General features: G+C 61.1%; 26 protein-coding genes. 15 read left to right on the forward strand and 11 right to left on the reverse strand.

From position 1 onward, the window contains the following. The first annotated feature begins 31 nt into the window (after positions 1-31). The 12 genes from JUI81_RS08060 (at position 32) to JUI81_RS08115 (ending at position 12,307) form a co-directional block, all read left to right on the forward strand. On the forward strand, positions 32-1,087 hold the full coding sequence (locus tag JUI81_RS08060) for a glycosyltransferase family 4 protein (protein ID WP_050565216.1): 1,056 nt from the start codon (positions 32-34) through the stop codon (positions 1,085-1,087). After that, entirely contained in the window at positions 1,084-2,451 is a 1,368-nt protein-coding gene (locus JUI81_RS08065; protein WP_019580129.1) for an O-antigen ligase, read from the forward strand. The genes JUI81_RS08060 and JUI81_RS08065 overlap by 4 nt, the downstream gene beginning before the upstream one ends. After that, entirely contained in the window at positions 2,448-3,416 is a 969-nt protein-coding gene (locus tag JUI81_RS08070; RefSeq protein ID WP_019580128.1) for a glycosyltransferase family 2 protein, read from the forward strand. Before JUI81_RS08065 ends, JUI81_RS08070 begins: the two co-directional genes overlap by 4 nt. Then, on the forward strand, positions 3,409-4,545 hold the full coding sequence (locus tag JUI81_RS08075) for a glycosyltransferase (protein ID WP_019580127.1): 1,137 nt from the start codon (positions 3,409-3,411) through the stop codon (positions 4,543-4,545). Before JUI81_RS08070 ends, JUI81_RS08075 begins: the two co-directional genes overlap by 8 nt. Before the next feature lie 12 nt (positions 4,546-4,557). After that, positions 4,558-5,559, forward strand: coding sequence for a polysaccharide deacetylase family protein (locus JUI81_RS08080; RefSeq protein ID WP_019580126.1), 1,002 nt, complete (start codon positions 4,558-4,560; stop codon positions 5,557-5,559). After that, positions 5,556-6,860, forward strand: a complete 1,305-nt coding sequence (locus JUI81_RS08085) for an oligosaccharide flippase family protein (RefSeq protein ID WP_019580125.1) — start codon at positions 5,556-5,558, stop codon at positions 6,858-6,860. The genes JUI81_RS08080 and JUI81_RS08085 overlap by 4 nt, the downstream gene beginning before the upstream one ends. After that, positions 6,857-8,776, forward strand: coding sequence for a hypothetical protein (locus JUI81_RS08090; protein ID WP_204124064.1), 1,920 nt, complete (start codon positions 6,857-6,859; stop codon positions 8,774-8,776). Before JUI81_RS08085 ends, JUI81_RS08090 begins: the two co-directional genes overlap by 4 nt. 31 nt (positions 8,777-8,807) lie before the next feature. After that, the gene (locus tag JUI81_RS08095; RefSeq protein ID WP_204124065.1) at positions 8,808-10,028 is read left to right on the forward strand and encodes a GNAT family N-acetyltransferase; all 1,221 of its coding nucleotides are present in this window, start codon (positions 8,808-8,810) and stop codon (positions 10,026-10,028) included. Continuing rightward, on the forward strand, positions 10,000-10,812 hold the full coding sequence (locus JUI81_RS08100; protein WP_204124066.1) for a ChbG/HpnK family deacetylase: 813 nt from the start codon (positions 10,000-10,002) through the stop codon (positions 10,810-10,812). The genes JUI81_RS08095 and JUI81_RS08100 overlap by 29 nt, the downstream gene beginning before the upstream one ends. A 57-nt stretch (positions 10,813-10,869) precedes the next feature. Then, positions 10,870-11,559: an N-acetyltransferase gene (locus JUI81_RS08105; RefSeq protein ID WP_204124067.1), complete on the forward strand. Its 690-nt coding sequence runs from the start codon at positions 10,870-10,872 to the stop codon at positions 11,557-11,559. A gap of 143 nt (positions 11,560-11,702) precedes the next feature. Beyond that, a complete protein-coding gene (locus JUI81_RS08110; RefSeq protein ID WP_018925564.1) occupies positions 11,703-11,996 on the forward strand; it encodes a type II toxin-antitoxin system RelE/ParE family toxin in 294 nt (97 codons plus the stop codon). 2 nt (positions 11,997-11,998) lie between these two features. Further along, positions 11,999-12,307, forward strand: a complete 309-nt coding sequence (locus tag JUI81_RS08115) for an addiction module antidote protein (RefSeq protein ID WP_018925563.1) — start codon at positions 11,999-12,001, stop codon at positions 12,305-12,307. Between the two features lie 14 nt (positions 12,308-12,321). Here JUI81_RS08115 and JUI81_RS08120 read toward each other — a convergent pair whose 3' ends face one another. Both JUI81_RS08120 and JUI81_RS08125 read right to left on the reverse strand, forming a co-directional pair. Next, a complete protein-coding gene (locus JUI81_RS08120) occupies positions 12,322-13,134 on the reverse strand; it encodes a bifunctional 2-polyprenyl-6-hydroxyphenol methylase/3-demethylubiquinol 3-O-methyltransferase UbiG (protein WP_204124068.1) in 813 nt (270 codons plus the stop codon). A gap of 114 nt (positions 13,135-13,248) precedes the next feature. Further along, positions 13,249-14,130: a LysR family transcriptional regulator gene (locus JUI81_RS08125; protein ID WP_204124069.1), complete on the reverse strand. Its 882-nt coding sequence runs from the start codon at positions 14,128-14,130 to the stop codon at positions 13,249-13,251. 160 nt (positions 14,131-14,290) lie between these two features. On the opposite strand from JUI81_RS08125, the gene JUI81_RS08130 reads away from it, so the two are divergent. Both JUI81_RS08130 and JUI81_RS08135 read left to right on the forward strand, forming a co-directional pair. Next, entirely contained in the window at positions 14,291-15,307 is a 1,017-nt protein-coding gene (locus JUI81_RS08130; RefSeq protein WP_105348649.1) for an alpha/beta hydrolase, read from the forward strand. Between the two features lie 63 nt (positions 15,308-15,370). Continuing rightward, positions 15,371-16,798 carry a mechanosensitive ion channel family protein gene (locus tag JUI81_RS08135; protein ID WP_204124070.1) on the forward strand — a complete coding sequence of 476 codons (1,428 nt, stop codon included), beginning with the start codon at positions 15,371-15,373 and terminating at the stop codon, positions 16,796-16,798. Between the two features lie 64 nt (positions 16,799-16,862). On the opposite strand, the gene ycaC is transcribed toward JUI81_RS08135, so the two are convergent. From ycaC to JUI81_RS08170, 7 genes are all read right to left on the reverse strand, one after another. Next, the gene (gene ycaC, locus JUI81_RS08140; protein WP_028941293.1) at positions 16,863-17,489 is read right to left on the reverse strand and encodes an isochorismate family cysteine hydrolase YcaC; all 627 of its coding nucleotides are present in this window, start codon (positions 17,487-17,489) and stop codon (positions 16,863-16,865) included. 67 nt (positions 17,490-17,556) lie between these two features. Beyond that, the gene (locus JUI81_RS08145; protein WP_204124071.1) at positions 17,557-19,395 is read right to left on the reverse strand and encodes an amidohydrolase; all 1,839 of its coding nucleotides are present in this window, start codon (positions 19,393-19,395) and stop codon (positions 17,557-17,559) included. 44 nt (positions 19,396-19,439) lie between these two features. Further along, positions 19,440-20,066: an antibiotic biosynthesis monooxygenase gene (locus JUI81_RS08150; RefSeq protein WP_018925556.1), complete on the reverse strand. Its 627-nt coding sequence runs from the start codon at positions 20,064-20,066 to the stop codon at positions 19,440-19,442. After that, positions 20,059-20,475 (reverse strand): DoxX family protein, encoded by a 417-nt coding sequence (locus tag JUI81_RS08155; protein WP_019580114.1) that lies wholly within the window; start codon positions 20,473-20,475, stop codon positions 20,059-20,061. The genes JUI81_RS08150 and JUI81_RS08155 overlap by 8 nt, the downstream gene beginning before the upstream one ends. Before the next feature lie 257 nt (positions 20,476-20,732). Then, positions 20,733-21,101, reverse strand: a complete 369-nt coding sequence (locus JUI81_RS08160) for a DUF6124 family protein (RefSeq protein ID WP_204124072.1) — start codon at positions 21,099-21,101, stop codon at positions 20,733-20,735. A gap of 365 nt (positions 21,102-21,466) precedes the next feature. Further along, complete coding sequence (locus tag JUI81_RS08165) at positions 21,467-22,390, reverse strand: LysR family transcriptional regulator (protein WP_019580112.1); 924 nt, start codon at positions 22,388-22,390, stop codon at positions 21,467-21,469. Positions 22,391-22,437: 47 nt separating this feature from the next. After that, positions 22,438-23,433: an MBL fold metallo-hydrolase gene (locus JUI81_RS08170; protein ID WP_018925551.1), complete on the reverse strand. Its 996-nt coding sequence runs from the start codon at positions 23,431-23,433 to the stop codon at positions 22,438-22,440. 279 nt (positions 23,434-23,712) lie between these two features. Between JUI81_RS08170 and JUI81_RS08175 the strand changes: the two genes are divergently transcribed. Further along, complete coding sequence (locus JUI81_RS08175) at positions 23,713-24,177, forward strand: helix-turn-helix domain-containing protein (RefSeq protein WP_204124073.1); 465 nt, start codon at positions 23,713-23,715, stop codon at positions 24,175-24,177. 22 nt (positions 24,178-24,199) lie between these two features. Here JUI81_RS08175 and JUI81_RS08180 read toward each other — a convergent pair whose 3' ends face one another. Both JUI81_RS08180 and JUI81_RS08185 read right to left on the reverse strand, forming a co-directional pair. Beyond that, complete coding sequence (locus JUI81_RS08180) at positions 24,200-25,024, reverse strand: alpha/beta fold hydrolase (protein WP_064618763.1); 825 nt, start codon at positions 25,022-25,024, stop codon at positions 24,200-24,202. A 32-nt stretch (positions 25,025-25,056) separates the two neighbouring features. Beyond that, positions 25,057-25,632, reverse strand: a complete 576-nt coding sequence (locus tag JUI81_RS08185; RefSeq protein ID WP_018925548.1) for a flavodoxin family protein — start codon at positions 25,630-25,632, stop codon at positions 25,057-25,059. Positions 25,633-25,870: the final 238 nt, after the last annotated feature.

Here is a 25,870-nt window from a genome sequence, read left to right on the forward strand (position 1 = left end):
CGGGCCGCTCAACGCCAGCGCGCTGCCGATCATGCATTTGATCAGCAGCGGCGGCTTTTATGGCGCTGAGCGGATGTTGCTGGACCATTGCCTGGCGACGCCGGGGCACCACCAGGTGCTGTTTCTGGATGCGCCGCCGGCGCTGATCGACCGGTTCCGCGAGGCCGGGATCGACTGCCGCGCTTTCGCGGGACTGGGGCAATTGCTGGGTCATTTACGTTATCGGCGGGCTGAACATCCGCTGATCAATACGCACAATTTCAAGGGTCTGGTGTTTGGCTGGGTCGGCGCGACATTGTTTGACTTGCCGTTGGTGATTACCCAGCACGGTTTCACCCCGCGCAGTCGCAAGCAACGCTTCTACGGCTGGCTGAGCCTGCAACTGTGCCGCACCGCGTCGGTGAATCGGGTGGTCTGCGTGGCCGAAAGCATCGCGGCGCTGCACCGCAAGGCCAGTGTTCGGAAGGAGAAGCTGCAAGTGATTCCCAATGGTCTGCCAACCGCCAACGGCTTGCTGCCCCACAACGCCAGACACCCGCGCTGGCTGGCGGGCTTCGTCGGTCGGCTGACCCATGAAAAAGGCCCGGACCTGTTTCTCGATGCACTGATTGCGCTGTGTCAGCAACATCCGCAACTGGACGCGGTGATGCTCGGCGATGGCCCGGAACGGGAAACCCTGCTGGCGCGAATTGCCGCCGCCGGCTTGCACAACCGCATCACCCTGCCGGGTTACCAGACCGACATGAACCGCTGGTGGCCGCAACTCGATGCGCTGGTGATCAGCTCGCGCACCGAGGGCACGCCGATGATTTTGCTCGAAGCAATGCAGGCCGGAGTGCCAGTGGTGGCATTCAGCGTCGGCGGAATTCCCGATGTGCTGGAGGATCGGCACAACGGTCTGCTGGCGCCCCCCACCGACAGCGTCGCCCTCGCCCGGCAGCTCGACACGCTGCTGAGTGAGCCGGTACTGGCTCGCGAACTGATCGACAACGCAAAACGTACGCAACAGGACCGTTACGACCTGAAGGCCTTGGCCGAACGCTGGTCGCAGCTTTATATCCGTACTGCACGGGAGGCACGCGCGTGATCTTTCCGCTCTCGATCGTCAGTCTGCTCGCCCTGGTCTGCCTCGGTTTGCTGGCCAGTCCTTACCCCTATCTGGCGCCCGGCGCGGTGCTCGGCATGGTCGCTGTCGGTGTGCTCTACCGAAAACCCGCCTGGGGGTTATTGGGCATCGCGGCGCTGGTGCCATTCGAAGGTTTCTTCAAGGGCAACGCGCTGTCAGGCACCAAATTCATCGGTGCGTCACTGGCACTGGTCCTGATGTTGCAACTGGCCATTCACCAGATTCCGTCCGAGCGCCTGCGCAGCAACATCTGGCGCTTCCTGGTCGGCTTCGTGGTGTTGTACCTGTTGAGCATGATCAATACCGACAACATGGACATGTCCCAGAGTCATCTGCGGGACATGAGCGTCGGCCTGGTGCTGTTTGTAATCACCTTGCTGATTGGCCGCGAGTTGAACCTCGATCTGTTCGCCCGGCTGGTAACCCTTAGCGTCAGCGCGACCAGCGCGCTGGCCATGTTCTCCACCAAGTATCAGGACCAGGGCCGCGCCGCCGGGCTGCTGGAAGACGCGAACTCGTTTGCCCTGTTGATCGCCTTCGCCGTGCCGCTGGCCCTGCTACTGGTGATCCGCGGTCCGAACCTGTTGCACCGATTGTTCTGGGGCGGCTGCTGCATTTTACTGCTGGGCGGCATGACCAAAACCGATTCCCGTTCCGGGCTGGTGGTGCTGTTCCTGAGCTTGATGATCGGCGCCTGGCACTACCGCGCGCAGTTGCCACGCATCCGGCCGCGCCACTTGGGTTTTGCCATACTCGGCCTTGCGATCGTGATCCCGGTGGGGATTTATTCGATGCCGGCCGGTTACCTCAAGCGCATCCAATCCTTGAGCGTCTTGAAAGAAGGCGCCAAAAGCCAGGACGAATCCCTCGGCCGCCGCACGTCATACCTTGTGGTCGGCAGCCAGATCATTCGTGAGCACCCGTTACTCGGTTCCGGCCCCGGCACCTTCCCGCTGCACTACGCCACCTCCGGTTACGCCAAGGTGTTTTCCGCCAACCGCAAACCCGGCGACTTGTACCGTCGCGCTCACAACACCTACATGGAAATCTTCAGTGAACTGGGGATTCCCGCCGGGCTGTTGTTCGTCGGCATGCTGGGCCTTGGGATGTACAACCTGGTCCGCGCCCGTCAAGCCTGGATGCTGCGACGAGATTGGGAACAGGCCGACCTGATCACCCACCTGGGCATCAGTTATCTGTCGTTGACACTGTTTTTGATGTTCCTCAGCGCACCGAATCACAAGTACCTGTGGATCATGCTCGCCCTGACCTGGGTGTTGCGCCTCAAGGCTGAGGAACGTCCGCCGACGGAGGCCAGGGCATGAACCGCATCAGCATTGCCATCCCGATGTACAACGAGGCCAGACACATCGGCCGCACCTTGCTTGCCGCGAAAAAAGCCGCGCAGGCTGCCGGGATGGAATGCGAGCTGATTGTGGTCGATAACGGCTCCAACGATCAGGGCCCGCACATCGCTCGCCAGCTCGGGGCGCAGGTGCTGGTGCTGCCCGGGCTGCTGATCGGCGCCCTGCGCAATCGCGGGGCGGCGATGGCGACAGGCGAATGGCTGGGCTTCATCGATGCCGATATCGAGATGCCCGAGGACTGGCTCACGCTGTTGTTGAGCATCCAACACGCGGTTCAGGTCGACGTCCTGGGACTGGACCTGCACACCCCGGCCGAAGCCCCGTGGTATGCCAATGCCTGGCAACGCCGCACGTTGCGCCCGAACGATGAAACGGTGAAAGCAGTGCGATGGCTGCCCAGTTCCAACCTGTTGATGCGTCGTCCATGGTTCGACAAGGTCGGCGGCTTCAACGAAAACCTGCGCACCGGCGAAGACAAAGATTTCACCATGCGCCTTTCCCACTCTGGCGCACGCCTGCTGGCCGTCAACCAGAGCGTTGCCCTGCATTGGGGTTACGAGAGCAGTTGGCGCGAATGGATGGGCAAGGAGTTCTGGCGTCAGGGCAGTCACCTGCAATTACTGCGCAGCCACGGCTTGAATCTGCGTTTACTGCGATTCCCTATGCTATCGATCATCGCCTGGGTGTTGGATTTCATGGCGCTATCCGCCCTGCTCAACGGTTCCCCCCTACTGGCGCTATTCATGCTGTTCGTCACCAGCCTGCCAGCGCTCGCCCAAAGTCTGCGCCAGAGCCTGTTACACCGCGACCTGCGCCTGATGCTGCAACTCTGGGGCCTGCATTGGGTGCGTCTGCACCTGGCGGGTGCCGCGTTCATCCTGAGCCTTTGTCGCTGGAATGCCAGGAGACCCGCCCGTGGCTGAATTCATTTTCTGGTGGTGCCTGTTATTGCCGGTGTACGCCTGGTTCGGCTACCCGCTGCTGCTGACGCTGCTCGCGCCGTTATTTCCCGCACGGCGTCATGGGCCGGCACAGCCGATGAACGTGAGCATCGTCATCGCCGCGCACAACGAGGCCCAGTACATCGAAGAAAAGTTGCGCATCCTGCTCGCCCAGGATTATCAGGCGCGCTCGCTACAGATCATTCTGGCCAGCGACGGCTCCAACGACGATACCGTGGCCTGCGCCCGCAAGGTCATCGACCCGCGCATCAGCGTGCTCGACCTGCCCCGTCAGGGCAAGGCAGCCACCTTGAATGCCGCCGTTGCCCTGAGCACGGGCGAGATTCTGGTGTTCACCGATGCCGACAACCAATGGTCGACCGACACCCTCGGGCAATTGCTCGCGCCTCTGGCCGATCCACAGGTCGGGGCTTGCGCCGGGCACATGTTGATCCCGGTGGCGGGCCAGGGCCTGAGCCTGGGCGACAGCCTTTATCGGCACTACGAAGGTTGGCTGCGTATGGTGGAAAATCGCACCGGCTGCATGGTCTCCGCCGACGGCGCCCTGCTCGCCCTGCGCCGCGAGTTGTTCCAGAACGTGCCGTCGGAGGTCAACGATGATTTCTTTATCAGTACCTGCGCGCCGGTGGCGCACAAACGCATTGTCTATGTGCCCACAGCCCGGGTGATCGATCAGGGCGTCGATGAGATCGACAAACAATGGCGCCGTCGTCTGCGCGTCACCGTCGGCGGCCTGCAGAGCCTGGCCCAGCGCCGGGAACTGTTGAATCCCTGGCGCCATGGCTTGTATGCGATTGCGCTGATCAGCCACAAACTGATTCGACGCTTAGCACCGATCCTGTTGCTGCCGTTGTTGCTGAGTAACTTCTGGCTGTGGAATGTCCATGGCTTCTATCGTCTGAGCCTGATCGCGCAACTGCTCGGTTATGCGGTGGCCATCGCCGGCCTGCTGGATGTGCAACACCGTTTGCCCAAACCCTTTCGCCTCGCCGGCTTCTTTCTGGTGACCCTTGCCGGAATGAGTATCGGTCTGTGGCAGTTCCTGCGTGGACAGCGGTACGCGCAGTGGAACCCCGAGCAAAATCGTTGACAGGACCGCGCCATGGCGATCAGACAATTATTAAAACGCACCAGTGGCTGGCTCTATCTCAACTCGCCGGTAGGCCGTCACCAACTGCACGGTGCCGGGGTGATCCTGATGCTGCACCGGGTGCTGCCCAATGACCGCGCCGCCGACTTGCCCCATCGCAATGAACTGTGCGTCGGGCCGAAAGGCTTTGCTCACCTGCTGCTCTGGTTGAAAAAACACTTCGATTGCGTACCGCTGATGGAAATTCTGCAACCCGGCACCGCCATGTCGGAGCGCCCCAAAGTCGCACTGACCTTCGACGATGGCTGGCGCGACAACGCGCTGAATGCCTTCCCGTTGCTGAAAAGGTATCAGGTGCCGGCGAGCATTTTTCTCTCCACCGACTTCATCGGCAGCCGGCAACGCTTCTGGTGGGAAAGCCTGGGGGAAACCCTGTGGCACAGCCACGGTGAAAAAGCCCGGACACACTTGATTGAATGCCTGCAACAGATCGGGCGACCGTTACCGGTAATGCTCGATGATCTGGATGTGCAGCGCCGTAGCCTGGCGCTTTTGCATTTTTTGCAAAACCTGAAAAGCCTGCCACCGAGTGAACTGAGCCGGCTCACCGACCAATGCCCTGAAGAATCGTTGCCCCAAGCCTTGGACTGGCATCAAGTGCGCGCGCTGGAAGCCAGCGGGTTGATCCGCTTCGGCCCTCACGGCGCCAGCCACACGATCTTCACCGACCTTGACGATCAACACCTGGATGAAGAACTGAGCCGCAGCCGCAATGCACTGTTGAATGGCTGCAACCGGCCGCTGCCAGTCTACTGCTACCCCAATGGCAACCATGATGCGCGGGTGCGCGAACACGTGGCCGACCACGACTTCCCGTTTGCCCTGGGCACCGCCAGCGGGATTTACCGTGGTATCGGCGATCCACTGGCCTTGCCGCGAATCGGCATCAGCCAGCGCACGGCGCGCGATCCGGAACTGCTGTCGTGGCGTATCTACCGCGGAGCCCGGCCATGAGTCGCAGCCACTACCTCAAACACCTGGCCCTGAGCATGGGCACCAAACTGGCGATGATCGGCCTGCGCCTGCTGCGTAACGTGTTGCTGGCGCGGATTCTGGGACCCAGCGAGCGCGGCCTGTTTGCGCTGCTCAGCACCCTGCCCGATTTGATCAGCGCCGCCACCAGCGGCGGGCTGAATTCGGCGGTGGGTTATCAGGCGGCCAAGCAACGGCCCATGGGTTTGCTGCTGAGTCAGGTGCTGGTATTCGGTTGCCTGCTGGCAGGTTTGCTGACGTTGCTGGTGGTGGCGCTGACCCGCGAGTTCGGCAGCGAACTCGACATCACCACGCAATTAGGATTGCTCGCCTGGCTGTTGCTGCTGGCGGTGCCGCTGACCGTGCTCAAGAGCGGCCTGCTGACCTTGCACAACGCGTCGGGCGGTGTGGTGGCGTTCAATGCCTTGCGGCTGGTCGAATCGCTGGCGCCACTGCTGCTGTTTATCGCCTTGTTCTGGATGTGGAAAGACGCCGCGCTGGAAGCGGCGCTGATCAGTTGGCTAGCCGGCATCAGCCTGGTGGTGCTGGCCGGCTGGGTCTGGCTCAACCGTGCGCAACCCTTGACGTTGCAATGGGACCGCGCCAGCCAGAAAGAACTGTTGCGCTACAGCGCCCGTAGCCATCCCGATTTGTTGTTCCAGCAAGTCATTCTGCGCTCCGATTACCTGTTCATCGGTGCCTTGCTCGGCAGTACGGCATTGGGTCATTACGCCATGGCCAGCGCTGCCGCCGAGTTGCTGCTGATCGTCCCGGAAGCGGTGACCACACCCCTGATGAAACGCCTGCTGCAACAGGACGAAGGCATGGAACGCCTGACGCCGTTGGCCTTGCGCCTGACCGCCACGGTGATGCTCGGTGCCTGCCTGACCATGGCCGTGATCGGAGAATGGCTGATCGTCACCCTGTTCGGCATCGCTTATCAACCGGCCTACCCAGCCTTGCTGGCGCTGCTACCAGGGCTGCTCGGCCTTTGCTATGCGAGCATCCTGCGCCTGGACTTGCTGGGCAAAAATCGCCCCGGCACGGTTTCGCTGCTGGTGGGCCTCGGCGCGCTGCTGAACCTGGCCCTTAACCTGTTGCTGATCCCGATGTATGGCATCGTCGGCGCCGCGGCGGCATCGTCCATCGCCTACCTGGCGGTGACCGTCGCGCTGTTGGTGATGTACTGCCGGTTGAGCGGCGTACCCTTCTGGCAAACCCTGATCATCCTGCCCAGTGATGTGGCACCGATGCTTCAGATACTGCAACGGAAATCAGCATGAAACCCCTGGTGCTGCTGTTGAGCCTGGGCCTTGGTTTGAGCGCTCAGGCGGCGCCCATGCGCTGGACCGACATTCGCGACGGCAGCCTGTACCTGCAAGCGGATCGCCCCGACACGTTGACCATCCAGTGGGTCCCTGCGTGGCAGGCCGATGCCAACGAAGAACACCTGTACCTGCTCGACGGCAACGGCAACCTGAAGGGTGATCGCCTGATCGCCGCCAGTGAATCACGCGGCAAGCAGAGCTGGCCGCTGGCGCCAGGTGCCGCCAGTTATCGACTGGAAATTCCGGGCTACAGTTTCCGCCGCTACACCGTCGAACACGACGAACGCACCGTGGCGCTGTTCGCCCCGGCCAAGGTGCATTTCAGCGCCGAAACCCGTGGCGGCGATGAGCTGTATTTCAAAGTCGCACCGGGGGAACACGCCGTGCTGGCCGGCAAGTTTCACGGTGGCGTCAGCGCTCTGCTGGCCCAGCGTGTGGGCGATAACAAACAAGTGACGCTGGCGCTGAAACCCTATCGCGCCTATTGGCAATTCGATCAGCTCGAACTGCCCGTCACCCAGGACGAACAAGTCTGGCGCCTGCGCCTGCAAGGCAGCGGCAAGGTCGCGTTCTGGCTCGATGGCACGGCGAACCTGTTCGCCCAGAACCCGCAGCAACTCAAGCCGCTGCGCGAGGACGCTGGCCAGACCCGGCTGACCCTGCATAAAGAGACGCTCGGCCCGACCCCGAACCTGGGCATTTATTTGCCCTACGTGCTGCCACCGCAATCCAGTTTCGCGGCGCTCGATGCCCTCAAGCCTCAGGCGGGCTCCTACTACAGTTTCGTCGACGTCACGGCGCAAAATCCACACCACGAAGACGCGTTCCGCCAGCTCTATCAGAACCGCTTCGGCATCACGCAGGACATCACGCTGTTGGCCGGCAGCCAGCGTCAGGCCGATCTGCGCGCCGACAGCACGAGCAACGCCGGCCTCGACGCCTGGCTCACCGCCACCCGCACCCTCGGTGGCGGCGGCACTCACTACATCGCGTTCGCCGACGAGCCGAATCTCAACTACTCGAGCTACGCCAACTACCAGGCGATCTTCAACAGCATGGCCCGGCAAGTGCGCAGCGATCCGGCCAACGCCAAGGCCGGCATTCGCATTGCCATGCCCGCCAGTTCGCGCTTCGTCAACGGCCCGTTCACCGACGATGCTGCCGACAAGCGCGGTATCGACTGGGCACGGCGCCTGCTGGCCGAATCCGGCGAGCAGATCGACGCCCTCGCCTGGCATGAATGGATGGTTCGCGACCTGCTGGCGACCCGGGTCTACCGCGACAGCGTGCGCCGCGCCGCCGAGCTGGTGGGCCTCGATGCCAAGGGCCGGCCACGCAAGGCCTTACTGCTGGACCAGACCAACCTGTCCAGCGGCTCAAGTCTGAGCCCCTACGATCAGGAAACCCATTTCGCTTCGCTGTGGTGGGCCTCGGTGGTCATCAACTCGGCGCAGGACGGCTTGCTGGACATGCTCAACTGGTTCCAGGCCGCCGACGAACCGAACTACCCCAAAGGCATGGTGCGGGTGCTGGGTGGCGATCGTTTCGAGCTCAAACCGGTGGGCCTGGCCCAACAATTCATCCGGCAGCACTGGCTGAAAAACGTCATGCGCCTGGACAACGACGCCTTCGAAGTCGACGTGCTGGCGATGGCCACCGAACACCAACGCAGCCTGTTGGGCGTCAATAAGGGCGCGCGCCTGCAGCGTGTCGATCTGGCCGGGGCGACCTGCCCGCTGACCAAGGGAGCGCTGGTGTATTTTGGTGCCGACAGCCGCAGTCGCGAAGGCAAATTCAACTGTCAGGACGGTCGCGTCAGCTTCGACCTGCCAGGGCAAACCCTGTTCGCCCTGAGCTGGAGCGCCTCATGAACGTCCATGAGTTATGCGGCGGTCTGAATCTATGATGGCTCGATTCGAATGGCGCACGTCGTTGTGCGCTCCGGACTTTCCAACAGCCGCCTATGAGGGGTTGCGCTGGCGCGTGACGGACCATACACCGTTCAACACCCTCGCCTGGCTGCGCGCATCGGAACAGGCACTGGTTGCCGGGGAGCGCTTGCACGTTCTGCTCGGCTGGCACGGCGATGAATTGGCCTTGTGCCTGCCGTTGGTGGTGTCCGTGGAGCGCTTTGGCGGGCTACCGTTTCGAGTCCTGCATCACCTCGGTTACCCCCTCACCGATCGCCTGGCCCTGCTCAGTTGCCTCGATGCCGAGAGCATGCGCAAGGCGCTGGTGATCATCCGCCGTCGCGTGCCCCATGCGATGCTGCAACTCAATGAATTGTCCGAACCTATCGGCGAAGAAAGTGCGCTGACCACCTGGATGGCCCACAGCTCGACCGGCGAGCGCCGCCTCAGTTGTCGGGTGCCGGTGCACCTGATCAGCGAGGCCGATCATCAGGAAGTGTCCGGCGACCCCCGCTACAAACTGCGCCGTGCACGTAAACGCATCGCGGCTTGCGGTGCCGAGATCCGACGGATAACCCCCGACGCCACCACCATCAGGCCACTGTTGCGGACCCTCGGCAAAGTCGAAGCGCTGAGCTGGAAAGGCCTTCAAGGCGTGGGGATTTTCACCAATGACCGCTACCGGCAATGGATCGAGCAGGCTTTCACCGCCCTTGCCGAACTGGGACTGGTGCGGGTGGTGGTGCTGGAACTGGACGGGCGTTGCATCAGCTACCGCATCGGCTTGCTGGAACAGGGTCGGTTGTACGACTACAACCTGGCGTTCCTGCCGCAACACGCAGACCTGGGCAGCGGTCGTGTGCTGCTTGAAGAGTGGATCCGCTGGGGGCTGGACGACAACTGGCACTGGGTCGACGCCTCGCGGATCAGCCTGGAAAACTCCAGCCATCAACTCCTGGAGCGCATGACCGGGCAACTGGAGCACTGGCGCTGGAGTTTCTACTCCTGGCGCCCCAGCGGACTCGCCCTCGGGCTGGCGCTGCGACTCTGGCACCACATCAAACCCGGGTTAAAAAAGTGGCAGGCCTGGCGCGCAGCGGTGCTGGTTGATCCTACGCTTACACCTATACAGGCTCGCGCCGCCAAGAACTCCGCACCCACCGAAAAAAACAAAGAGAGCGAACATGCCTCGCCAAGTCATAGTCAACGCTGACGATTTCGGCCTCAGTCCAAGCGAAAACGCGGTGATCCTGGGTGCCTTCCACGCTGGAGTCATCAGCTCCGCAACCGCCATGGCCAACATGCCGGCCTTCGAAGCGGCCTGCGTCCTGGCCCGACAGCCAATGCTCAAGGGGCGGATCGGGCTGCACTTCAACCTCACGTATGGCCGACCGTTGAGCCCGTCGATTCTGGCGCGTTCGACGTTCTGCGACAGCCAGGGTGAGTTCGACCTCAGCCTGCCCCGTCACTGTCTCTGGCTCAACCGCCTGGATCGCGACGCGGTGCTGGAGGAACTCGAAGCCCAATGGCAACGCTGCCTGGACAACGGCCTGCACCCCAGCCACCTCGATTCCCATCAGCACGTGCACAACATCTGGCCCATTGGTGAAATCGTCGCGCGGTTTGCCGCCCGCCAAGGGGTGCCCGTGCGACTGGCGCGCGATCTGGGAAGTAACCTGAGCGTGCCCAAGCGAGTGTTCAAGACGTTGCTCAACCATCGCCTGAACAGCCTGTCCGGAGCGACCGCCCAGAACGTATGCACCCCGGTCGACCTGCGCACTGTGGCGATGCCAATCGACGGCTTACTGGAAATCGTCGTCCATCCGATCCATATCGGCGCCGATTTTGGCGATGCCTATCTGGACCCGGGCGAGTCGCTGAGCCATGTGCTGGAGCAGCGTCTTGCGGGTGTTCCGAGAGTGTCCTATGCCGTGGTGCCGAGGGCATCCAAAGAGGAGCCGCAATACCCGACCGAACTGCACCCGTTGAAATCCTGATTTTTCGCCATCGAAAACGTTACCCACCACACCCAGGCTTCAGCCTCGGAGGACTTCATGAGCGCCATCGACAAGATTCGCGAACGCATCAAACAAAAAGGCCTGCTCCACACGCTCCAGTCACTCTGGAAGCGCTACGTGTATTTCCATAGGGAGCTGCTGTGGCTGGGGCGCGACCTGGTGACCCCGGTGGCGCCGCAAAATCTGCGGCCCTATTCGGGCCTGCGCCTGGTGATCATCACCCCGGAAAACGCCATCGCGTTCACCAAGTATTACGGCAACCGCGTCAAGGCCATGGCCGAAATCGCCGCCGAGGGTCACACCGGGCACATGTACGTGAACGAGGAAGGTGATGCCATCGGATTCATCTGGGGCAGTGCCAGGGACTACTTCGACCGGCACTATTACGGCTGCTGGTTCCGGATCAACCCCGGTGAGTTTTTCGAGTTCGGCGGTGAAATGATCCCGCTCTACTTTGGCACCAGCCTGTCGATGGACGCCCAGTTCAAACTCTGGGATGCGATGCGGGCCAAAGGCTGCAACAAGATCGTCGACGTCTGCGATACCCGCAACATTCAGGCGATGAAAATGCACATCCGCATGGACTACCAGGAGCAAGGGCGCATCACCCACGTCTACGACCTGTTCGGCCGCTGGCGCTTCTTCCGCGAAACCTACTACACCGGCTCGCGGCTGACGGCACTGCGCAAACCGGAACAACGGCCGGTGACGGCGGCGCAGGCGTGATTGGCTTCCACATTTGATCATATTTCCGTGTGCGAGCTTGCCCGCGAAGGCGTCATGTTGCCTACGCAGTTTAGGGAAAAGTACACGCTGGAGCAGAGAATGACCTGACTGCTCGTCTGTATTCATATGGATACAGTCGAGCAATGAATTATCTTATTCAACAAACCACAATCTTCGTGGCATGGCATGCCTCAATTCGCGACTTGCGGGCGAAGGTTGCTATTGCTCGTCGCATTGACCGTGCCTCTACGGGTAATCTTGGCGATATCAAATCGGTGGGTGATGGTGTCTCCGAAATGCGCGTGGACGTTGGCGCTGGCTATCGGGTCTACTTCACTTTGCGAAATGGCGTAGTCATCGTATTGCTGGCCGGTGGTGACAAGTCCTCGCAAAACACTGATATCCGACGGGCGAAAAAATTGGCAAGGGAGGTTTGAACATGGGCCAGACTTTGACTGCTTTCGACATGGCGGCACTGCTCGACAGTGACGAAGCCATCAGCGAATACCTCTCTCAGGTATTGGCAGACGGCGACAACGAAGAGTTTCTTCGTGCTATCGGCTACGTGGTAAAGGCTCGCGGCATGACACAAATTGCCAAAGATTCCGGAATGGGGCGCGAAAGCCTGTACAAGGCCTTCGCACCCGGGGCGAAACCACGTTTTGATACGGTTCTAAAGGTCATTCATGCCTTGGGCATTGATCTCTGCGCGCAACCAGGGCACGCGGCAAATCACTCAACGCTCTGAAAATACCCCAGGCACTACGTCGCTCGCTTCACCGCCACCAACGTGTAACACAACGGCAATTGCGCCTTTTGCTGCTGATACTGATCGTAGAGTTCTTCGCGGTTGGAATGCGGGTACTCCTTGAAGTGGCTGATCTGCAACCCCGCCTCGACGGCACCGGTGAAGATCGCGCCCAGGGTGTGGACGAACCAGTAGGACGCCGAGGCCTGCTGTTCGACTTTGCCTTCGTAGACGATCGGTTGGTCCTGGACGAAAGGTTCACTGCGAAAATACGAGCTGTCCGGGCGATAGGGATCGGCTGACTCGGGGTCGAACATTTCCAGGAACGGGTGGGTTTCGTAAATCACCAGGCTGCCGCCGGACTTGAGGGTTCGCGCGGCATGGCGCATGAACTCGCCGATGTCCGGCATCCAGTTCAATACGCCGATGGTGATCAGCGCCACGTCGAAGCGTTGGTGCAGCTCAGTCGACAGGTGATGGATATCAGCTTCGATGAATTCGGGCTGATGAGGCGAACGGGATGCCAGCTCCCGGGCCTGATCGAGAAAGGCCCCGGACTGGTCGACGCCCACCACGCTGCGGGCACCCAGCGCAAACAGCGAAAGACTTTCCCGGCCATTGTTGCAGCCCAGTTGCACCACATCCTTGCCGTCGACACCGACCTGTTGGAGCAACCCGGTGAGGGTGTCATCCAGGCAGGAAAAATCGCCATGGCTCACCGCACTCAAACGGGCCCGCCATTCGGGGGTGTCTTTGTGGTGTTGGGCGGAGTCATTCCATGCATCGCGATTGCTGGCGATGGCTTTTTCCTTTGTCGGCATTTCCATTGCACGCTCCAGATTCCGGGCCTTTGATTGACCGGCACGAGTCTAGATCAGCGTCAGGAAAAACCACATCAGGGGTTTGTTGCGATCTTGTAATCAACGATGGCGTGCACCCTCCTATTGGTTCAACCGCTCACGCAAGAACTCGATCAACGCCTGCACCGGTCGCGAGGCCTGACGGTGCTGCGGGTAGACCGCCGATAAGGTCAGCGGCTCGGGGCGGAAATCATCCAGCACCGGCACCAGCCGACCGTCCTCCAGGGCCGAATCGACGATGAAGGTCGGCAAGTACGTGATGCCCATGCCGGCGATGGCCGCGTCCTTGAGCAGTTCACCGTTGTTGACCCGCATCCGCCCGGTGACATTGACGGTCAGCGGTTTGCCCCGCCCTTCGAACCGCCATTGCACCTGGCGGCCATGGCCGTACGGCAGGCAATCGTGGCTGTGCAACTCCTCGGGTTCAACCGGCGTGCCACGTTCGGCCAGATACGCCGGGCTGGCGCAGTACACCCGCTCGATGACGGCGATGCGCCGGGCGATCAGTGTCGAGTCTTCCAGCACGCCGATGCGCAAAGCCAAATCGTATCCCTCACCGAGCAAGTCCACCGGACGATCACTCAGGTCGACCTCGACGGTGACGTCGCGATAACGCTGCAAAAATACTGGCAGCAAACAGCCCAAATGCGCCACGGCAAACGACAACGGTGCACTCAGGCGAATGGTCCCGCGAGGCTCGATGGTCTGGCCGGCGATGCCCTGCTCCACTTGCTCGACTTCACTGAGCAGGCGCAGGGCCGATTCGTAATAACTCTGCCCCAGCGGGGTGACGTCCAGCCGTCGGGTGGAGCGATTGAGCAGGCGCACGCCGAGGCGCTCTTCGAGTTGCATCAGCCGACGGCTGACGAACTGCTTGGACAGGCCCAACTGATCGGCCGCCGCCGTGAAGCTGCCAGAGTCCATGACCTGGCAAAAAATACGCATGTCTTCGAACGGGTTCATTGTCACTCTCTGGTTGACAGTTAATCGCTTTATAGCCGCTTTTTCACTTTCCGGCATCTCATTAATCTGTGCTCACGGTGTTGCTGAGGCCTGAACCCCAGCGCCACAGCAGCCCGATCCCAAGGCATAAAAACTCAAACGATTTAAAAAGGATTTGCACATGAACATCAAGAAAACCCTCGCCGCTTCCGTTCTCGCCCTGTCCATCGGCAACGCATTCGCCGCTGGCAGTCCCGGTGTCGAACACAACACCCAGGCCTTCCTCGATGCCCTCGCCGCCGGCGGTGGCAAACCGCTGGAACAACTGAGCCCGAAAGACGCCCGCGCGGTGCTGACCGGTGCCCAGGCTTCGGTGAAGGTTGATCTGTCGGGTGTTGAAGTCAGCGACAAGGCGATCAAGGTCGACGGCCAGACCATCAACCTGAAAGTGGTGCGTCCGGCCAAGGTCAAGGGCGAGTTGCCGGTGTTCATGTTCTTCCACGGTGGCGGCTGGGTATTGGGCGACTTCCCGACTCACCAGCGCCTGATCCGTGACCTGGTGGTGGGCTCCGGCGCAGTCGCGGTATACGTCGACTACACGCCGTCGCCGGAAGCGCACTACCCGACCGCCATCAACCAGGCCTACACCGCGACCAAATGGGTGGCCGAGCACGGCAAAGAGATCGGTGTCGATGGCAAGCGACTGGCGGTGGCCGGCAACAGCGTCGGCGGCAACATGGCGGCGGTCGTGGCGCTGATGGCCAAGGAACAGAAAACCCCTGCCCTGCGCTTCCAGTTGTTGATGTGGCCGGTGACCAACGCGCAGTTCGACGACGGCTCGTACCAGCAATTCGCCGAGGGGCACTTCCTCACCAAAGGGATGATGCAGTGGTTCTGGGACAACTACACCACCAACCCGGCCGAGCGTGCGCAGATTCATGCCTCGCCGCTGAATGCCAGCGCCGAACAACTCAAGGGCCTGCCTGCGGCACTGGTGCAGACCGCCGAATTCGACGTGCTGCGTGACGAAGGCGAAGGCTACGCCCGCCACCTCGATGCGGCCGGTGTGCCGGTGACCTCGGTGCGCTACAACGGGATGATTCATGACTTTGGCCTGCTCAATCCGCTGAATCAGATTCCGGAAGTCAAAGCGGCGGTACGTCAGGCCGCGGCTGAGCTCAAGACGCATCTGAACTAAGCCCAACCTCTCGCCACACCTCAGGGTGTGGCGATTTTTTTTGTGCCCGCTGGAGTGCAATCCATGAGCCTTTTCTCTGCCCACCTGTTGCCTTGGAGCGCCCTGCTGCTGGTGCTCGACGGCCTGCTCTGGCACCTCGTCCCGTTCAAGCATCGCGCGCCAAAGGTCGGTGTGCGGCTGGTGCTGTTTCTGGCGTTCAGCGCGCTGATTATCAACGCTGGCGTCAGCCCGTTGCAGACACCGTTGGTTGCCGATGACCCGGTGGCGCAACTCGGTGCAACGGCGCTGGGGATTATCTGGTGGTTGTACACCGCACGAGTGCTCACCGAGGTGTTCGGTCTGGTGCTGATGCGTCGCATAGGTCACAGCGGCCGTTTGCTGCAGGACGTAATCGGTGCGCTGGTGTTTCTGGCCTCTATCGTCGCGGCCGCCGGTTATGTGCTGGATCTGCCGGTCAAGGGTCTGCTGGCGACTTCCGGCGTGTTCGCCATCGTGGTCGGTCTGGCGTTGCAGAGTACGTTGGCTGACGTGTTCTCCGGCATTGTGCTCAACACCACCAAACCCTATCAGGTGGACGACTTTGTGGTGATCGATGGCGTCGAAGGCAAAGTGCTGGACATCAACTGGCGCGCCACGCACCTGTTGAGCAACGCGGGCACGATGGCCGTGGTGCCGAACTCGGTGGCGGCCAAGGCCAAGATCGTCAACCTCAGCCGCCCGAACAACCTGCACGGGGTGTCGATCAGCATCAAGGTGCCGAACCACATCCGCCCACGCCGGGTGCTCGACGCCCTCGACCGCACGCTGCAAGGCAGCAGCAGTCTGTTGCTGTCGCCCGCACCAAAAGCGGTGCTCGTCGATGCTGGCGAAGAGATGTCCGAATACGTGGCCAGCGGTTTCATCGCCGAGCTGGGCAAGAAAAGCGACGTGCGCAATCAACTGTTCGACCTCGCCCATCGCCATCTGGAAGCGGCCGGCATCTCGCGGCACCCCGACGGCGTGATCGAACCCTCGACCCGCGCCCGCGCACTGCTCGATGAAGTGAAGATTTTCCGCTCGCTGAGCCATGAGGAACGCGACCGCCTCGCCGAATCGATGGTCGCGCAACAATACGCCGCCGGCGAGGTGGTGCTGGATCTGGCTGAAGTGCCGGACAGCCTGTTCGTGATCGCCACCGGCGTCGTCAGCGCCAGCGTGCCGGACGGCAATGGTTTCACCGAGGCCGGTCGCATGGGGCCAAGCGAAGTCATGGGCGAACAGAGCATCCTGGCCGATACGCCGTCGCAGGCAACGTTCACCGCGCTGACATCTTCGATCATCTACCGTCTCGACAAGAACCTGACCCGCCAGTGCATGGAACAGCGCAGCGAAGTGGGCCGGGCGTTGAACAAGTTGCAGGCGGTGCGCCAGCAAAACAGTCGGCAGGCGTTGATGGCCAAACCGGTGCCGATCAGGAAAGGTGGTTTTCTGGGATGGTTGCAGAAGCGCTGATGCAGAGGACATTCGAGCAGTACAAAAAAATGCCCGCACATCGCGGGCATTTTTCTTCAACGCCTTACTTGGCGGTGAACTTGGTGTAGCTGTTGATCAGGTTGCGGTAGTTCGGCAGACGCTGGGACAACAGGTTGGCCAGGCCTTCCATGTCGTTGCGCCAGTCGCCTTGCAGCTCGCAGGCCACGGCGAACCAGTTCAGCAGGTGTGCACCCGCCGCCGACATGCGTGCCCACGCCGCTTGTTGCACGGTGGTGTTGAAGGTGCCGGAAGAGTCGGTGACCACGAACACTTCAAAACCTTCGGCAATGGCCGACAGGGTTGGGAACGCCACGCAGACGTCAGTCACCACGCCGGCGATGATCAGTTGCTTGCGACCGGTGGCCTTGATGGCTTTGACGAAGTCTTCGTTGTCCCAGGCGTTGATCTGGCCTGGACGCTGAATGAACGGCGCGTCCGGGAATTGCTCGCGCAGTTCAGGCACGATCGGGCCGTTCGGGCCTGCGTCGAAACTGGTGGTGAGGATGGTCGGCAGGTTGAAGAACTTGGCGATATCGCCCAGGGCCAGCACGTTGTTCTTGAATTCGTTGGGCGAGAAATCCTGCACCAGAGAGATCAGGCCGGTCTGGTGATCGACCAGCAGCACAACGGCGTCATCTTTGTTCAGACGTTTGTAAGGAACGTTGCTCATGTGAAACTCCTCGGAGGGTGATGAGTGAAGCGTCGACCACACATGGCCGACGCTTTTGTTGCAAGACTCAGAACGCGAAGCAGGAACAGCCGAAGGCGCCCCAGAAACCGGCGAAGTCACTCACCGGCACGTTCGACATACGGGCCTTCTCATGGCTGTGGGTATGCACGGCGCACGGGCCGCTGCACTGGTGCACCTGCGCCTGCATCGGCGCGTTCGGCCGCCAGTGTCCCGGAACCTTCGCCACCGGCGACCAGTCCGGCAGCACCGGCAGGCTGACAGGCCCGAGTTTTTCGAAGTCGCCGGCGGCGTACACCACCTTGCCGCCGACCACGGTCAATACCGACTCGATCCACTTGATCGCTTCTTCCTCGACGCTGAAGAAGTCCGCGCTCAGTGCTACCAGGTCCGCCAGTTGCCCGACCTTGATCTGGCCTTTCTTGCCTTGTTCCGACGAGAACCAGGCGCTGCCATGGGTGAACAGTTCCAGCGCGGTCTGCCGTGGCAAGCCTTCCTCGTACAGCGCCAGGCCACCGACGGTGCGACCGCTGACCATCCAGTACAGCGAGGTCCATGGATTGTAGCTGGACACTCGCGTGGCATCGGTGCCGGCGCCGACCGGTACACCCTCGGCCAACATGCGCTTGATCGGTGGCGTAGATTCGGCGGCCTGCTTGCCGTAGCGGTCGACAAAATATTCACCCTGGAACGCCATGCGGTCCTGGATCGCAATGCCACCGCCCAGCGCTCTTACCCGCTCGATGTTCTGTGGGGTGATGGTTTCAGCGTGGTCGAAGAACCATGGCAGGCCGTTGAACGGAATATCGCGGTTGACCTTCTCGAACACATCGAGCATGCGGCTGATGGATTCGTTGTAAGTCGCGTGTAGACGGAACGGCCAGCGCTGCTCCACCAGGTGGCGAACCACCGGTTCCAGCTCCTGCTCCATGGTCTGCGGCAGGTCCGGACGCGGTTCGAGGAAGTCCTCGAAGTCCGCCGCCGAGAACACCAGCATCTCGCCGGCGCCGTTGTGCCGCAGGTAGTCGTCGCCCTGGTGCAACTTGACGCTGCCAGTCCAGTTCTGGAAATCGGTCAGCTCTTCTTTCGGCTTCTGGGTAAACAGGTTGTAGGCGATACGCACGGTCAGTTGGTCATCTTTCGCCAACTGCTCGATCACCTGGTAATCGTCCGGGTAATTCTGGAAACCACCGCCGGCATCGATCGCGCTGGTCAGACCGAGGCGGTTGAGCTCACGCATGAACTGGCGGGTCGAGTTGACCTGATATTCCAGCGGCAGCTTCGGCCCCTTAGCCAGGGTCGAGTACAGAATCATCGCGTTGGGCCTTGCGACCAACATGCCGGTCGGATTGCCATTGGCATCACGCACGATTTCGCCACCCGGCGGGTTCGGCGTATCGCGGGTGTAACCGGCAACCCGCAATGCAGCGCGGTTGAGCAAGGCGCGGTCGTACAAATGCAGCACGAACACCGGGGTGTCTGGCGCCGCCTGGTTGAGCTCTTCCAGGGTCGGCATGCGCTTCTCGGCAAACTGGAATTCGTTCCAGCCACCGACTACCCGTACCCATTGCGGCGTCGGTGTGCGGTCAGCTTGCTCCTTGAGCATGCGCAACGCATCAGCCAGGGACGGCACGCCTTCCCAGCGCAGTTCGAGGTTGTAGTTCAAACCACCACGGATCAGGTGCAGGTGCGAATCGTTGAGGCCAGGGATAACACAGCGGCCCTTGAGGTCGATCACCTGGGTGCCCGAGCCGCGCAGGGCCATGGCCTCTGCATCGTTACCGACAGCAACAAAGCGTCCGTCCTTGATCGCCACGGCACTGGCCAGCGGTTTTTCCCGGTCTACGGTATGAAATTGGCCATTGAATAGAATCAGATCGGCGTTCATCGCAGTTCCTTCGTCATCAGTGAAATGAAGCAAAAAGCGCCGACTCAGCGTGGCGAATTTGCGTTGGATTCGAGGTGCTCCCGCGGCTGACTGGCCGTCAGCCACGGCGCAAACAAGCGAGTCGCGGCCGGCATGCACACGTACACCACCGACACCACGATGGTCAGGGTGATCAGGAACGTGGCGACCAGGTAGTTGGAGAGAAAAGCGTTGAGTTTGAGCAGCGGCCCCCAGAGCAGCGGCACCAGCAAGGTGTGCGGCAGAATTACCAGCAACGACACCACGGCCTGCTTCCAGCGCGGTGGCGGCGAGGCGGCATCGGCCAGCGGCGCGAACCAGAATTCGTTGACCGGGTTGACCTCGGTCTGGTCGCCGTCGGCCAGCATCGGCGCGGCTTCATCGATCAACGATTGACGTTGCGGCGAATCGAGCCAGTGCTGCATGGCCTCGGTGGAGCAAAAGCGCAGCACGCAGGTAAACATGTCCAGGCCAGCGTTCTTGCCGCGGATCACGTCCACGCCCAGATGCCCCTCCGTGCGCCCCGCTACGCTGACGATGTTGCGCAGCCAGGCTTCATAGGCTGCTTCGAAACCGGCCTTGACCCGGTGCTTGACGATCAGCGTCACGATCTCATCGGACCCCGGCGCTTTTTGAGTTTGGGCTTCAGACATAACGGAGCACTCCGGGCAAACGGACATTGAGCGCCAGCCGTCCAGGCCCGGCGATAAACACAGAGGTGAAGATGATCAACAACAGCCAGCCGAACTGCCCTTCGGCCACACTCCACTGCGGGTGCACGACCAGCAGCGCCACCAGCAGCACAAACAGAATAGGCAAGCACGCCAATCGCGCCAGGACACCGGCGACGATCAATAGCGGGCACAGGACTTCGGCGAAAATCGCCAGGATCAGCGTGAGGTGGGCACCGAGGTGGAATGGGTCTTCGATCAGTTGCAACTGCGCGTTGAAGTCCAGCAGCTTGGGCAAGCCGTGAACCCACAGCAGAAACAGACCACCGCTGACCCGCAAAAACAGCAGCCCGACATCCCGCGCCTGTTCATCCCGTTGCGAAGCGTTCATGACTCACCCCTGTTCAATCATTGGATTGAATAGTGCCGCCAAGGGGTAGGGAAAAATTGAATGTACGTGCTCTCTTTGCACGGCGGGAACACCATACACAGACAACGCAACCCCTGTGGCGAGGGGGCTTGCCCCCGTTCGGCTGCGCAGCAGTCGTAAAACCTGTGCATGCGGTTTGCCAGACAGACGGCGACTGCAGGTTTTGGGTCTGCTTCGCAGCCCAACGGGGGCAAGCCCCCTCGCCACAGGGGATCAGGTCATAGGGCCGGGGCGGCCTTCAGCTCCAGACTATCCAGCGCCCGACTCACCGCCAGCTCACCGAACATGATGAGCTGCGCGACGCCCAGTATCGTATTGCGCTGCGACCCCTCCAGAAAACCGGCGCAGTCACTGGCGATCACCTTGGCCGAGGCAAAGGATTCGCAGGCATTGACCAGCAGCTCTTCGATGTTGATATCCGGGGCGACGGTGTAAATCGTGCTCGGTTTGCGCGGGGGCTTGGGGTCGGACGGTTTGAGGTAGTGATCGAGGGCGCGTTCGGCGGCTTCGTTGAGTTTTTTGGGATCGAGGGGATCGTAGGGGGAAACGTCGTCGGTTGCTGGCGGGTTAGGTGTGGCTTTGAACATGGTGAATCTCCGTTATACCTGATGGAACCACCAGTACCTGTCGCTAAACAAGTAAGGGTGGCGGCTGTACGCAGGTTAGCGAACCGAGAGGTATAAGACCCGGCAGACCCGAGGGCCTCCCGCGCACAGCCACCATATCGAAACTGCAGACATGGAATGCCTGCAATATGACGGAGCGTTGTTGCGCTTATACCTGTTCAGGTCGCTAAACCCGATCGCTGATTGGCAGCGATGCGGAAACGATAAAGACCAGGCCCAAAGCGCACAAGCCGGCGGATTCTGGCGCAGTCGTAGGCAACGACGCAAGAATCTGTAGCTTTCAGGAAGTAACGCTAAACACCATTAAACACAGCCCTCGGCAGTTCCTACGGCGTCGGTATCTTCACGGGCTCGGACATGAACTGGCTGATCCTCGATCGCAGCCATTTCTCGGCAGGATCGTTGTCATGCACCCCGCTCCAGGCCATCGACAGTTGCGCGGCGTCGATAGGAAACGGCGGATCTTCGGCGCGCAATCCACAGCCCTCAACCAACGCACACGCGGCGTAATCCGGCACGGTGGCGATCATCTCCGTGCCAGCGAGCAACGCGCGCAAACCACTGAATTGCGGCACGCCCAGCACCACGCGGCGGGTGCGGCCGACCTTGGCCAGGTCGAGGTCGATGTTGCCGCTCAGGTCGCCGGAGAACGACACCATCGCATGCGGACGGGCGCAGTATTCGTCGAGAGTCAGCGGCCCCGGGCGGTCATCGCCGCGCAGGACTTTGCAGGGAATGTCGCGCAGTTTTTTGCGTTTGGCATTGGCCGGCAGATCCGTGGTGTAACTCACCCCCACCGAGATTTCCCCCGAAGCCAGCAACGCCGGCATCAGCAGATAGTTGGCGCGGCGCACCACGACCACGATCCCCGGCGCCTCTTCCTGCAACTGGCGCAGCAACGGTGGAAACAGCCCGAACTCGGCATCGTCCGACAGCCCGATGCGAAACACATCGCAGCTGCTGGCCGGCTCGAACTCTTTGGCGCGGCTGACCGCCCCCGAGATGGTGTCCATCGCCGGTTGCAGCTCCTTGAGAATCGCCAGCGCCCGCGCCGTCGGTTCCATGCCGCGACCGTTGCGCAACAACAACGGATCGTCGAACAAATCACGCAACCGGCCCAGCGCGGCGCTCACTGCTGGTTGGCCCATGAACAGCTTTTCGGCGACGCGGGTCAGGTTTTTTTCGAACATCAACGCTTCGAAAATCACCAGCAGGTTCATGTCGACGCGGCGCAGATCATTACGGTTCATGGGCACGGTTCCCTTTTGTGTTCAGCCAGGCGCAAGTGTGTCGGACTTTACTCGATCATCGGCACTTTCGCCGCTCGTTTATAAGGCCCGTACTCGATCGGTACCCACTGGAAATGCTTGTCCACTGCGGTGATATGGCCGACACCCGGAAACGGCAAATGCGCTGCCGTGACCCAGATCTTGCTGGCCGCCGCATCGCTGAACACCTTGGCGCGGCTCTTGATCGCCTGCTGATTGTCGACGTCGAAACGGATCGATACCTCGGGATGCTCGAACTGCACCGCCAGGTTATGCACCAGATCGCCCATGAACAAAATACTCTGACCCTGGGAGTTGAACCGATACGTGGTACTGCCCGGTGTGTGCCCGGCCTCCAGCTCGGCATCGACAACGCCCGGCACTGGCGACTGCCCGGCAGTAAAGGTTTTGAAACGGCCCGCCGCGATATACGGCGCGGTTGAGTCCTGGGCGATCTTGAAGAATTCCCTGGCACCGGCCGGTGCCTTGGCCATGGCCTGGGGATCAAGCCAGTAATCGGCTTCTGCCTTGGCCGCGTACACCGTTGCGTTGGCGAACACGGGCTTTTGCTGCCCATCCACCAACCCGCACACATGATCCAGATGCAGGTGAGTGAGCAGGATAGTATCGACCTGTTCTGGCTGATAACCGGCGGCTTTCATGTTCGCCGACAGTTGGCCCGCCGTGGCACCGATGCACTGCCCTGCTCCGGTATCCACCAGAATCAATTGTTTGCCGGTATTCACCAGAAACGCATTGAACGCGGTTTGCACCCCCGGCGTTTCAATCGAACGACGAGCCAGCAACGCGCGGATCTGGTCTTGGGTCAGCCCCTCGAGCAGTTTGGGCGACAGGTCGTTGTAGCCATCGAACAACGCCGTCACCTCGTAGTCGCCCACCGCGAGCCGGTAATAACCGGGCACCTGAGTGTTCACCTGAGCCGGTGCCTGGGCCAGGCTGATGCCAGACATCAGCGCCAATGCCAGGCCAAGTCCGCCAAGTGTGCAAACGCGGGATTGCTTCATGAGATCACCCTTGATCGAGCCAGAAAAAGCGGCCCAGTCCAGGCCGCTACACGTCGCCCATCTTGCATGACCGTGCATCGGTGCGAATTGCAGTGATGTGCTCAGTTGGCGCATTTTCACCCTTAAGCCTGACTGCGGAATTAACAACGTTTAACTCGCAAGCCAAAGTCCTCGCGGCCAAGAATGAAGCCTTCTGCGCAGACTTGTTTTTCAGACAAGGGAACGTGCTGACCCACCGTGCAGTGCATCCGCGCGCGCCCATCGACACGGACATTGGCCATGGCTCTCATTCAGCAAAACGCGATCAAGACGTGTGCCATTGAAACGCAAAAGAAAACCACGGGGGGCCTTAGCCCCTGGCGCGAAACACTGGTCAAGCAACTGATCCTCGACCACCTCGACGACACCCTGGAAGTGACCGAACTGGCACGGGTCTGTGCCCTGTCGCGCAGTCATTTTTCCCGTGCGTTCAAATGCAGCACCGGTGTTTCGCCGCAGGACTGGATCCGACAGCAACGCATTGCCCGAGCCAAACAATTGATCCAGAACACCGACCTGACCCTGACGCAAATCAGCCTGGAATGTGGCTTCTGCGACCAGGCGCATTTCTCCCATATCTTCACCCGCAGCGAAGGCATCACACCGTTTGCCTGGCGCTGCCGTGCCATGCGTACTCTTCCCTCTCACAACAGCAAAAGATCGCAGCCTTCGCCAGCGCCTACAGGTGCTCACATGTCCCTGTAGGCGCCGGCGCCTTTGATTTTGATCAGCCCTTGATGAACGCCAGCAGATCTTCGTTGAGTTGATCCTTGTGGGTATCGGTCAGGCCGTGTGGAGCTCCCGGATAGACTTTCAATGTGGAGCCCTTGACCAGTTTTGCCGAGGCGATGCCCGAGGCTTCAATCGGCACCACCTGATCGTCGTCGCCATGCACCACGAGGGTCGGCACGTCGAACTTCTTCAGGTCTTCGGTGAAGTCGGTTTCAGAGAACGCCTTGATGCAGTCGTACGCATTCTTGTGGCCGGAAGCCATGCCCTGCAGCCAGAACCAGTCGATCATGCCTTGCGAAGGTTTGGCACCCGGCCGGTTGAAACCGAAGAACGGACCGCTGGCCAGATCCTTGTACAACTGCGAACGGTCGACCAAAGACGCCTGACGAATACCGTCGAACACTTCCATCGGCAGGCCGCCCGGGTTGGCCTCGGTCTTGAGCATCTGCGGCGGCACCGATGAAATCAGCCCGGCCTTGGCCACGCGTCCAGTACCGTAGCGACCGATGTAGCGCGCCACTTCGCCACCGCCAGTGGAGAAACCGAACAACACAGCGTTTTGCAGATCCAGATGCTCGATCAACTGCGCCAGGTCATCGGCGTAAGTATCCATTTCGTTGCCGAACCATGGCTGGCTCGAACGACCGTGACCACGGCGGTCATGGGCGATGACCCGGTAGCCTTTGGAGGCCAGGAAGATCATCTGCGACTCCCAACTGTCGGCGTTCAACGGCCAACCGTGGCTGAAGACGATCGGCTGACCGGTGCCCCAGTCCTTGTAGTAAATCTCGGTGCCGTCTCGGGTAGTAAAGGTGCTCATTACGACTCTCCTGATGCATGGGTTTACGACGATTAACAAGAGGTTTGAGCCAGGCGTTCGGCCAGGCGCGCCACCCGCTCGCCCAAATGTGCGGCGGTGCGGCGGTCTTCCAGGGGCGGAGCAAATTCGGGGGATTGTTCGACGTTCGATTGGGCCATCGCCCCCAGCGAACTGCCGAGCCGGTTCAACTGCCCGTCGAACAGGCCGAGGCTGCTGCGCGCCGGCAGCAGATCGAGGCCGACCCAGATCATCGAGTGCTGGGCGGCGAACACCGCCATCTGCAGCAAGGTATTGAGCTTGTCGCCACACAGGCATCCGGAGTTGGTAAACCCGGCAGCGAGCTTGTCGCGCCAGGGCTGGGCCAGGTAGAACGAGGCGGTGGCCTCCATGAAACCCTTGAAGGCTGCCGAGGCGCTGCCCATGTAGGTGGGGGCGCCGAAGATGATTGCATCGGCACGGTGCAAGCGCTCCCAGTGGTCGTCCACTTCCTCCACCGGAATCAGCCGACAGGTGCTGCCCAAGTGTCGTTCCACCCCCAGGCCCACGGCTTCGGCCATGACCCGGGTGTGCCCGTAACCACTGTGATAGACCACCACCACGTTGCTCATTCCGGCTCCTCCAGAAGTGTTCGTCCTTTTTGCGGCACGCTTTTTGTTGCACTTTCTGTTGCAAAAAGGCCGATACCTTCGGCTACTTGAAGAAATGGATTTTTGAGCGTAGACCGGATCGGTACGAGTTAAACGTTGTTAATTTTCTGCCGTACACCCATGGCCCCGGCGTGCCGTTCACCAGCGCTGAGTCCAATAAATACGGGGCCGCCGGGCACCGACGGCAAGGCCGCAGCCG

The organism is Pseudomonas sp. 008 (assembly GCF_016861935.1).
In the GTDB taxonomy this organism is placed as follows: domain Bacteria; phylum Pseudomonadota; class Gammaproteobacteria; order Pseudomonadales; family Pseudomonadaceae; genus Aquipseudomonas.

Bases quoted from the DNA above. Each gene is read 5' to 3' on its own strand.
- JUI81_RS08060 (WP_050565216.1), top strand. From the start codon at position 32: ATGCATTTGATCAGCAGCGGCGGCTTTTATGGCGCTGAGCGGATGTTG.
- JUI81_RS08070 (WP_019580128.1), top strand. From the start codon at position 2,448: ATGAACCGCATCAGCATTGCCATCCCGATGTACAACGAGGCCAGACAC.
- JUI81_RS08080 (WP_019580126.1), top strand. From the start codon at position 4,558: ATGGCGATCAGACAATTATTAAAACGCACCAGTGGCTGGCTCTATCTC.
- JUI81_RS08085 (WP_019580125.1), top strand. From the start codon at position 5,556: ATGAGTCGCAGCCACTACCTCAAACACCTGGCCCTGAGCATGGGCACC.
- JUI81_RS08090 (WP_204124064.1), top strand. From the start codon at position 6,857: ATGAAACCCCTGGTGCTGCTGTTGAGCCTGGGCCTTGGTTTGAGCGCT.
- JUI81_RS08095 (WP_204124065.1), top strand. From the start codon at position 8,808: ATGATGGCTCGATTCGAATGGCGCACGTCGTTGTGCGCTCCGGACTTT.
- JUI81_RS08100 (WP_204124066.1), top strand. From the start codon at position 10,000: ATGCCTCGCCAAGTCATAGTCAACGCTGACGATTTCGGCCTCAGTCCA.
- JUI81_RS08105 (WP_204124067.1), top strand. From the start codon at position 10,870: ATGAGCGCCATCGACAAGATTCGCGAACGCATCAAACAAAAAGGCCTG.
- JUI81_RS08110 (WP_018925564.1), top strand. From the start codon at position 11,703: ATGAATTATCTTATTCAACAAACCACAATCTTCGTGGCATGGCATGCC.
- JUI81_RS08115 (WP_018925563.1), top strand. From the start codon at position 11,999: ATGGGCCAGACTTTGACTGCTTTCGACATGGCGGCACTGCTCGACAGT.
- JUI81_RS08120 (WP_204124068.1), bottom strand. From the start codon at position 13,134: ATGGAAATGCCGACAAAGGAAAAAGCCATCGCCAGCAATCGCGATGCA.
- JUI81_RS08125 (WP_204124069.1), bottom strand. From the start codon at position 14,130: ATGAACCCGTTCGAAGACATGCGTATTTTTTGCCAGGTCATGGACTCT.
- JUI81_RS08130 (WP_105348649.1), top strand. From the start codon at position 14,291: ATGAACATCAAGAAAACCCTCGCCGCTTCCGTTCTCGCCCTGTCCATC.
- JUI81_RS08135 (WP_204124070.1), top strand. From the start codon at position 15,371: ATGAGCCTTTTCTCTGCCCACCTGTTGCCTTGGAGCGCCCTGCTGCTG.
- ycaC (WP_028941293.1), bottom strand. From the start codon at position 17,489: ATGAGCAACGTTCCTTACAAACGTCTGAACAAAGATGACGCCGTTGTG.
- JUI81_RS08145 (WP_204124071.1), bottom strand. From the start codon at position 19,395: ATGAACGCCGATCTGATTCTATTCAATGGCCAATTTCATACCGTAGAC.
- JUI81_RS08150 (WP_018925556.1), bottom strand. From the start codon at position 20,066: ATGTCTGAAGCCCAAACTCAAAAAGCGCCGGGGTCCGATGAGATCGTG.
- JUI81_RS08155 (WP_019580114.1), bottom strand. From the start codon at position 20,475: ATGAACGCTTCGCAACGGGATGAACAGGCGCGGGATGTCGGGCTGCTG.
- JUI81_RS08160 (WP_204124072.1), bottom strand. From the start codon at position 21,101: ATGTTCAAAGCCACACCTAACCCGCCAGCAACCGACGACGTTTCCCCC.
- JUI81_RS08165 (WP_019580112.1), bottom strand. From the start codon at position 22,390: ATGAACCGTAATGATCTGCGCCGCGTCGACATGAACCTGCTGGTGATT.
- JUI81_RS08170 (WP_018925551.1), bottom strand. From the start codon at position 23,433: ATGAAGCAATCCCGCGTTTGCACACTTGGCGGACTTGGCCTGGCATTG.
- JUI81_RS08175 (WP_204124073.1), top strand. From the start codon at position 23,713: ATGGCTCTCATTCAGCAAAACGCGATCAAGACGTGTGCCATTGAAACG.
- JUI81_RS08180 (WP_064618763.1), bottom strand. From the start codon at position 25,024: ATGAGCACCTTTACTACCCGAGACGGCACCGAGATTTACTACAAGGAC.
- JUI81_RS08185 (WP_018925548.1), bottom strand. From the start codon at position 25,632: ATGAGCAACGTGGTGGTGGTCTATCACAGTGGTTACGGGCACACCCGG.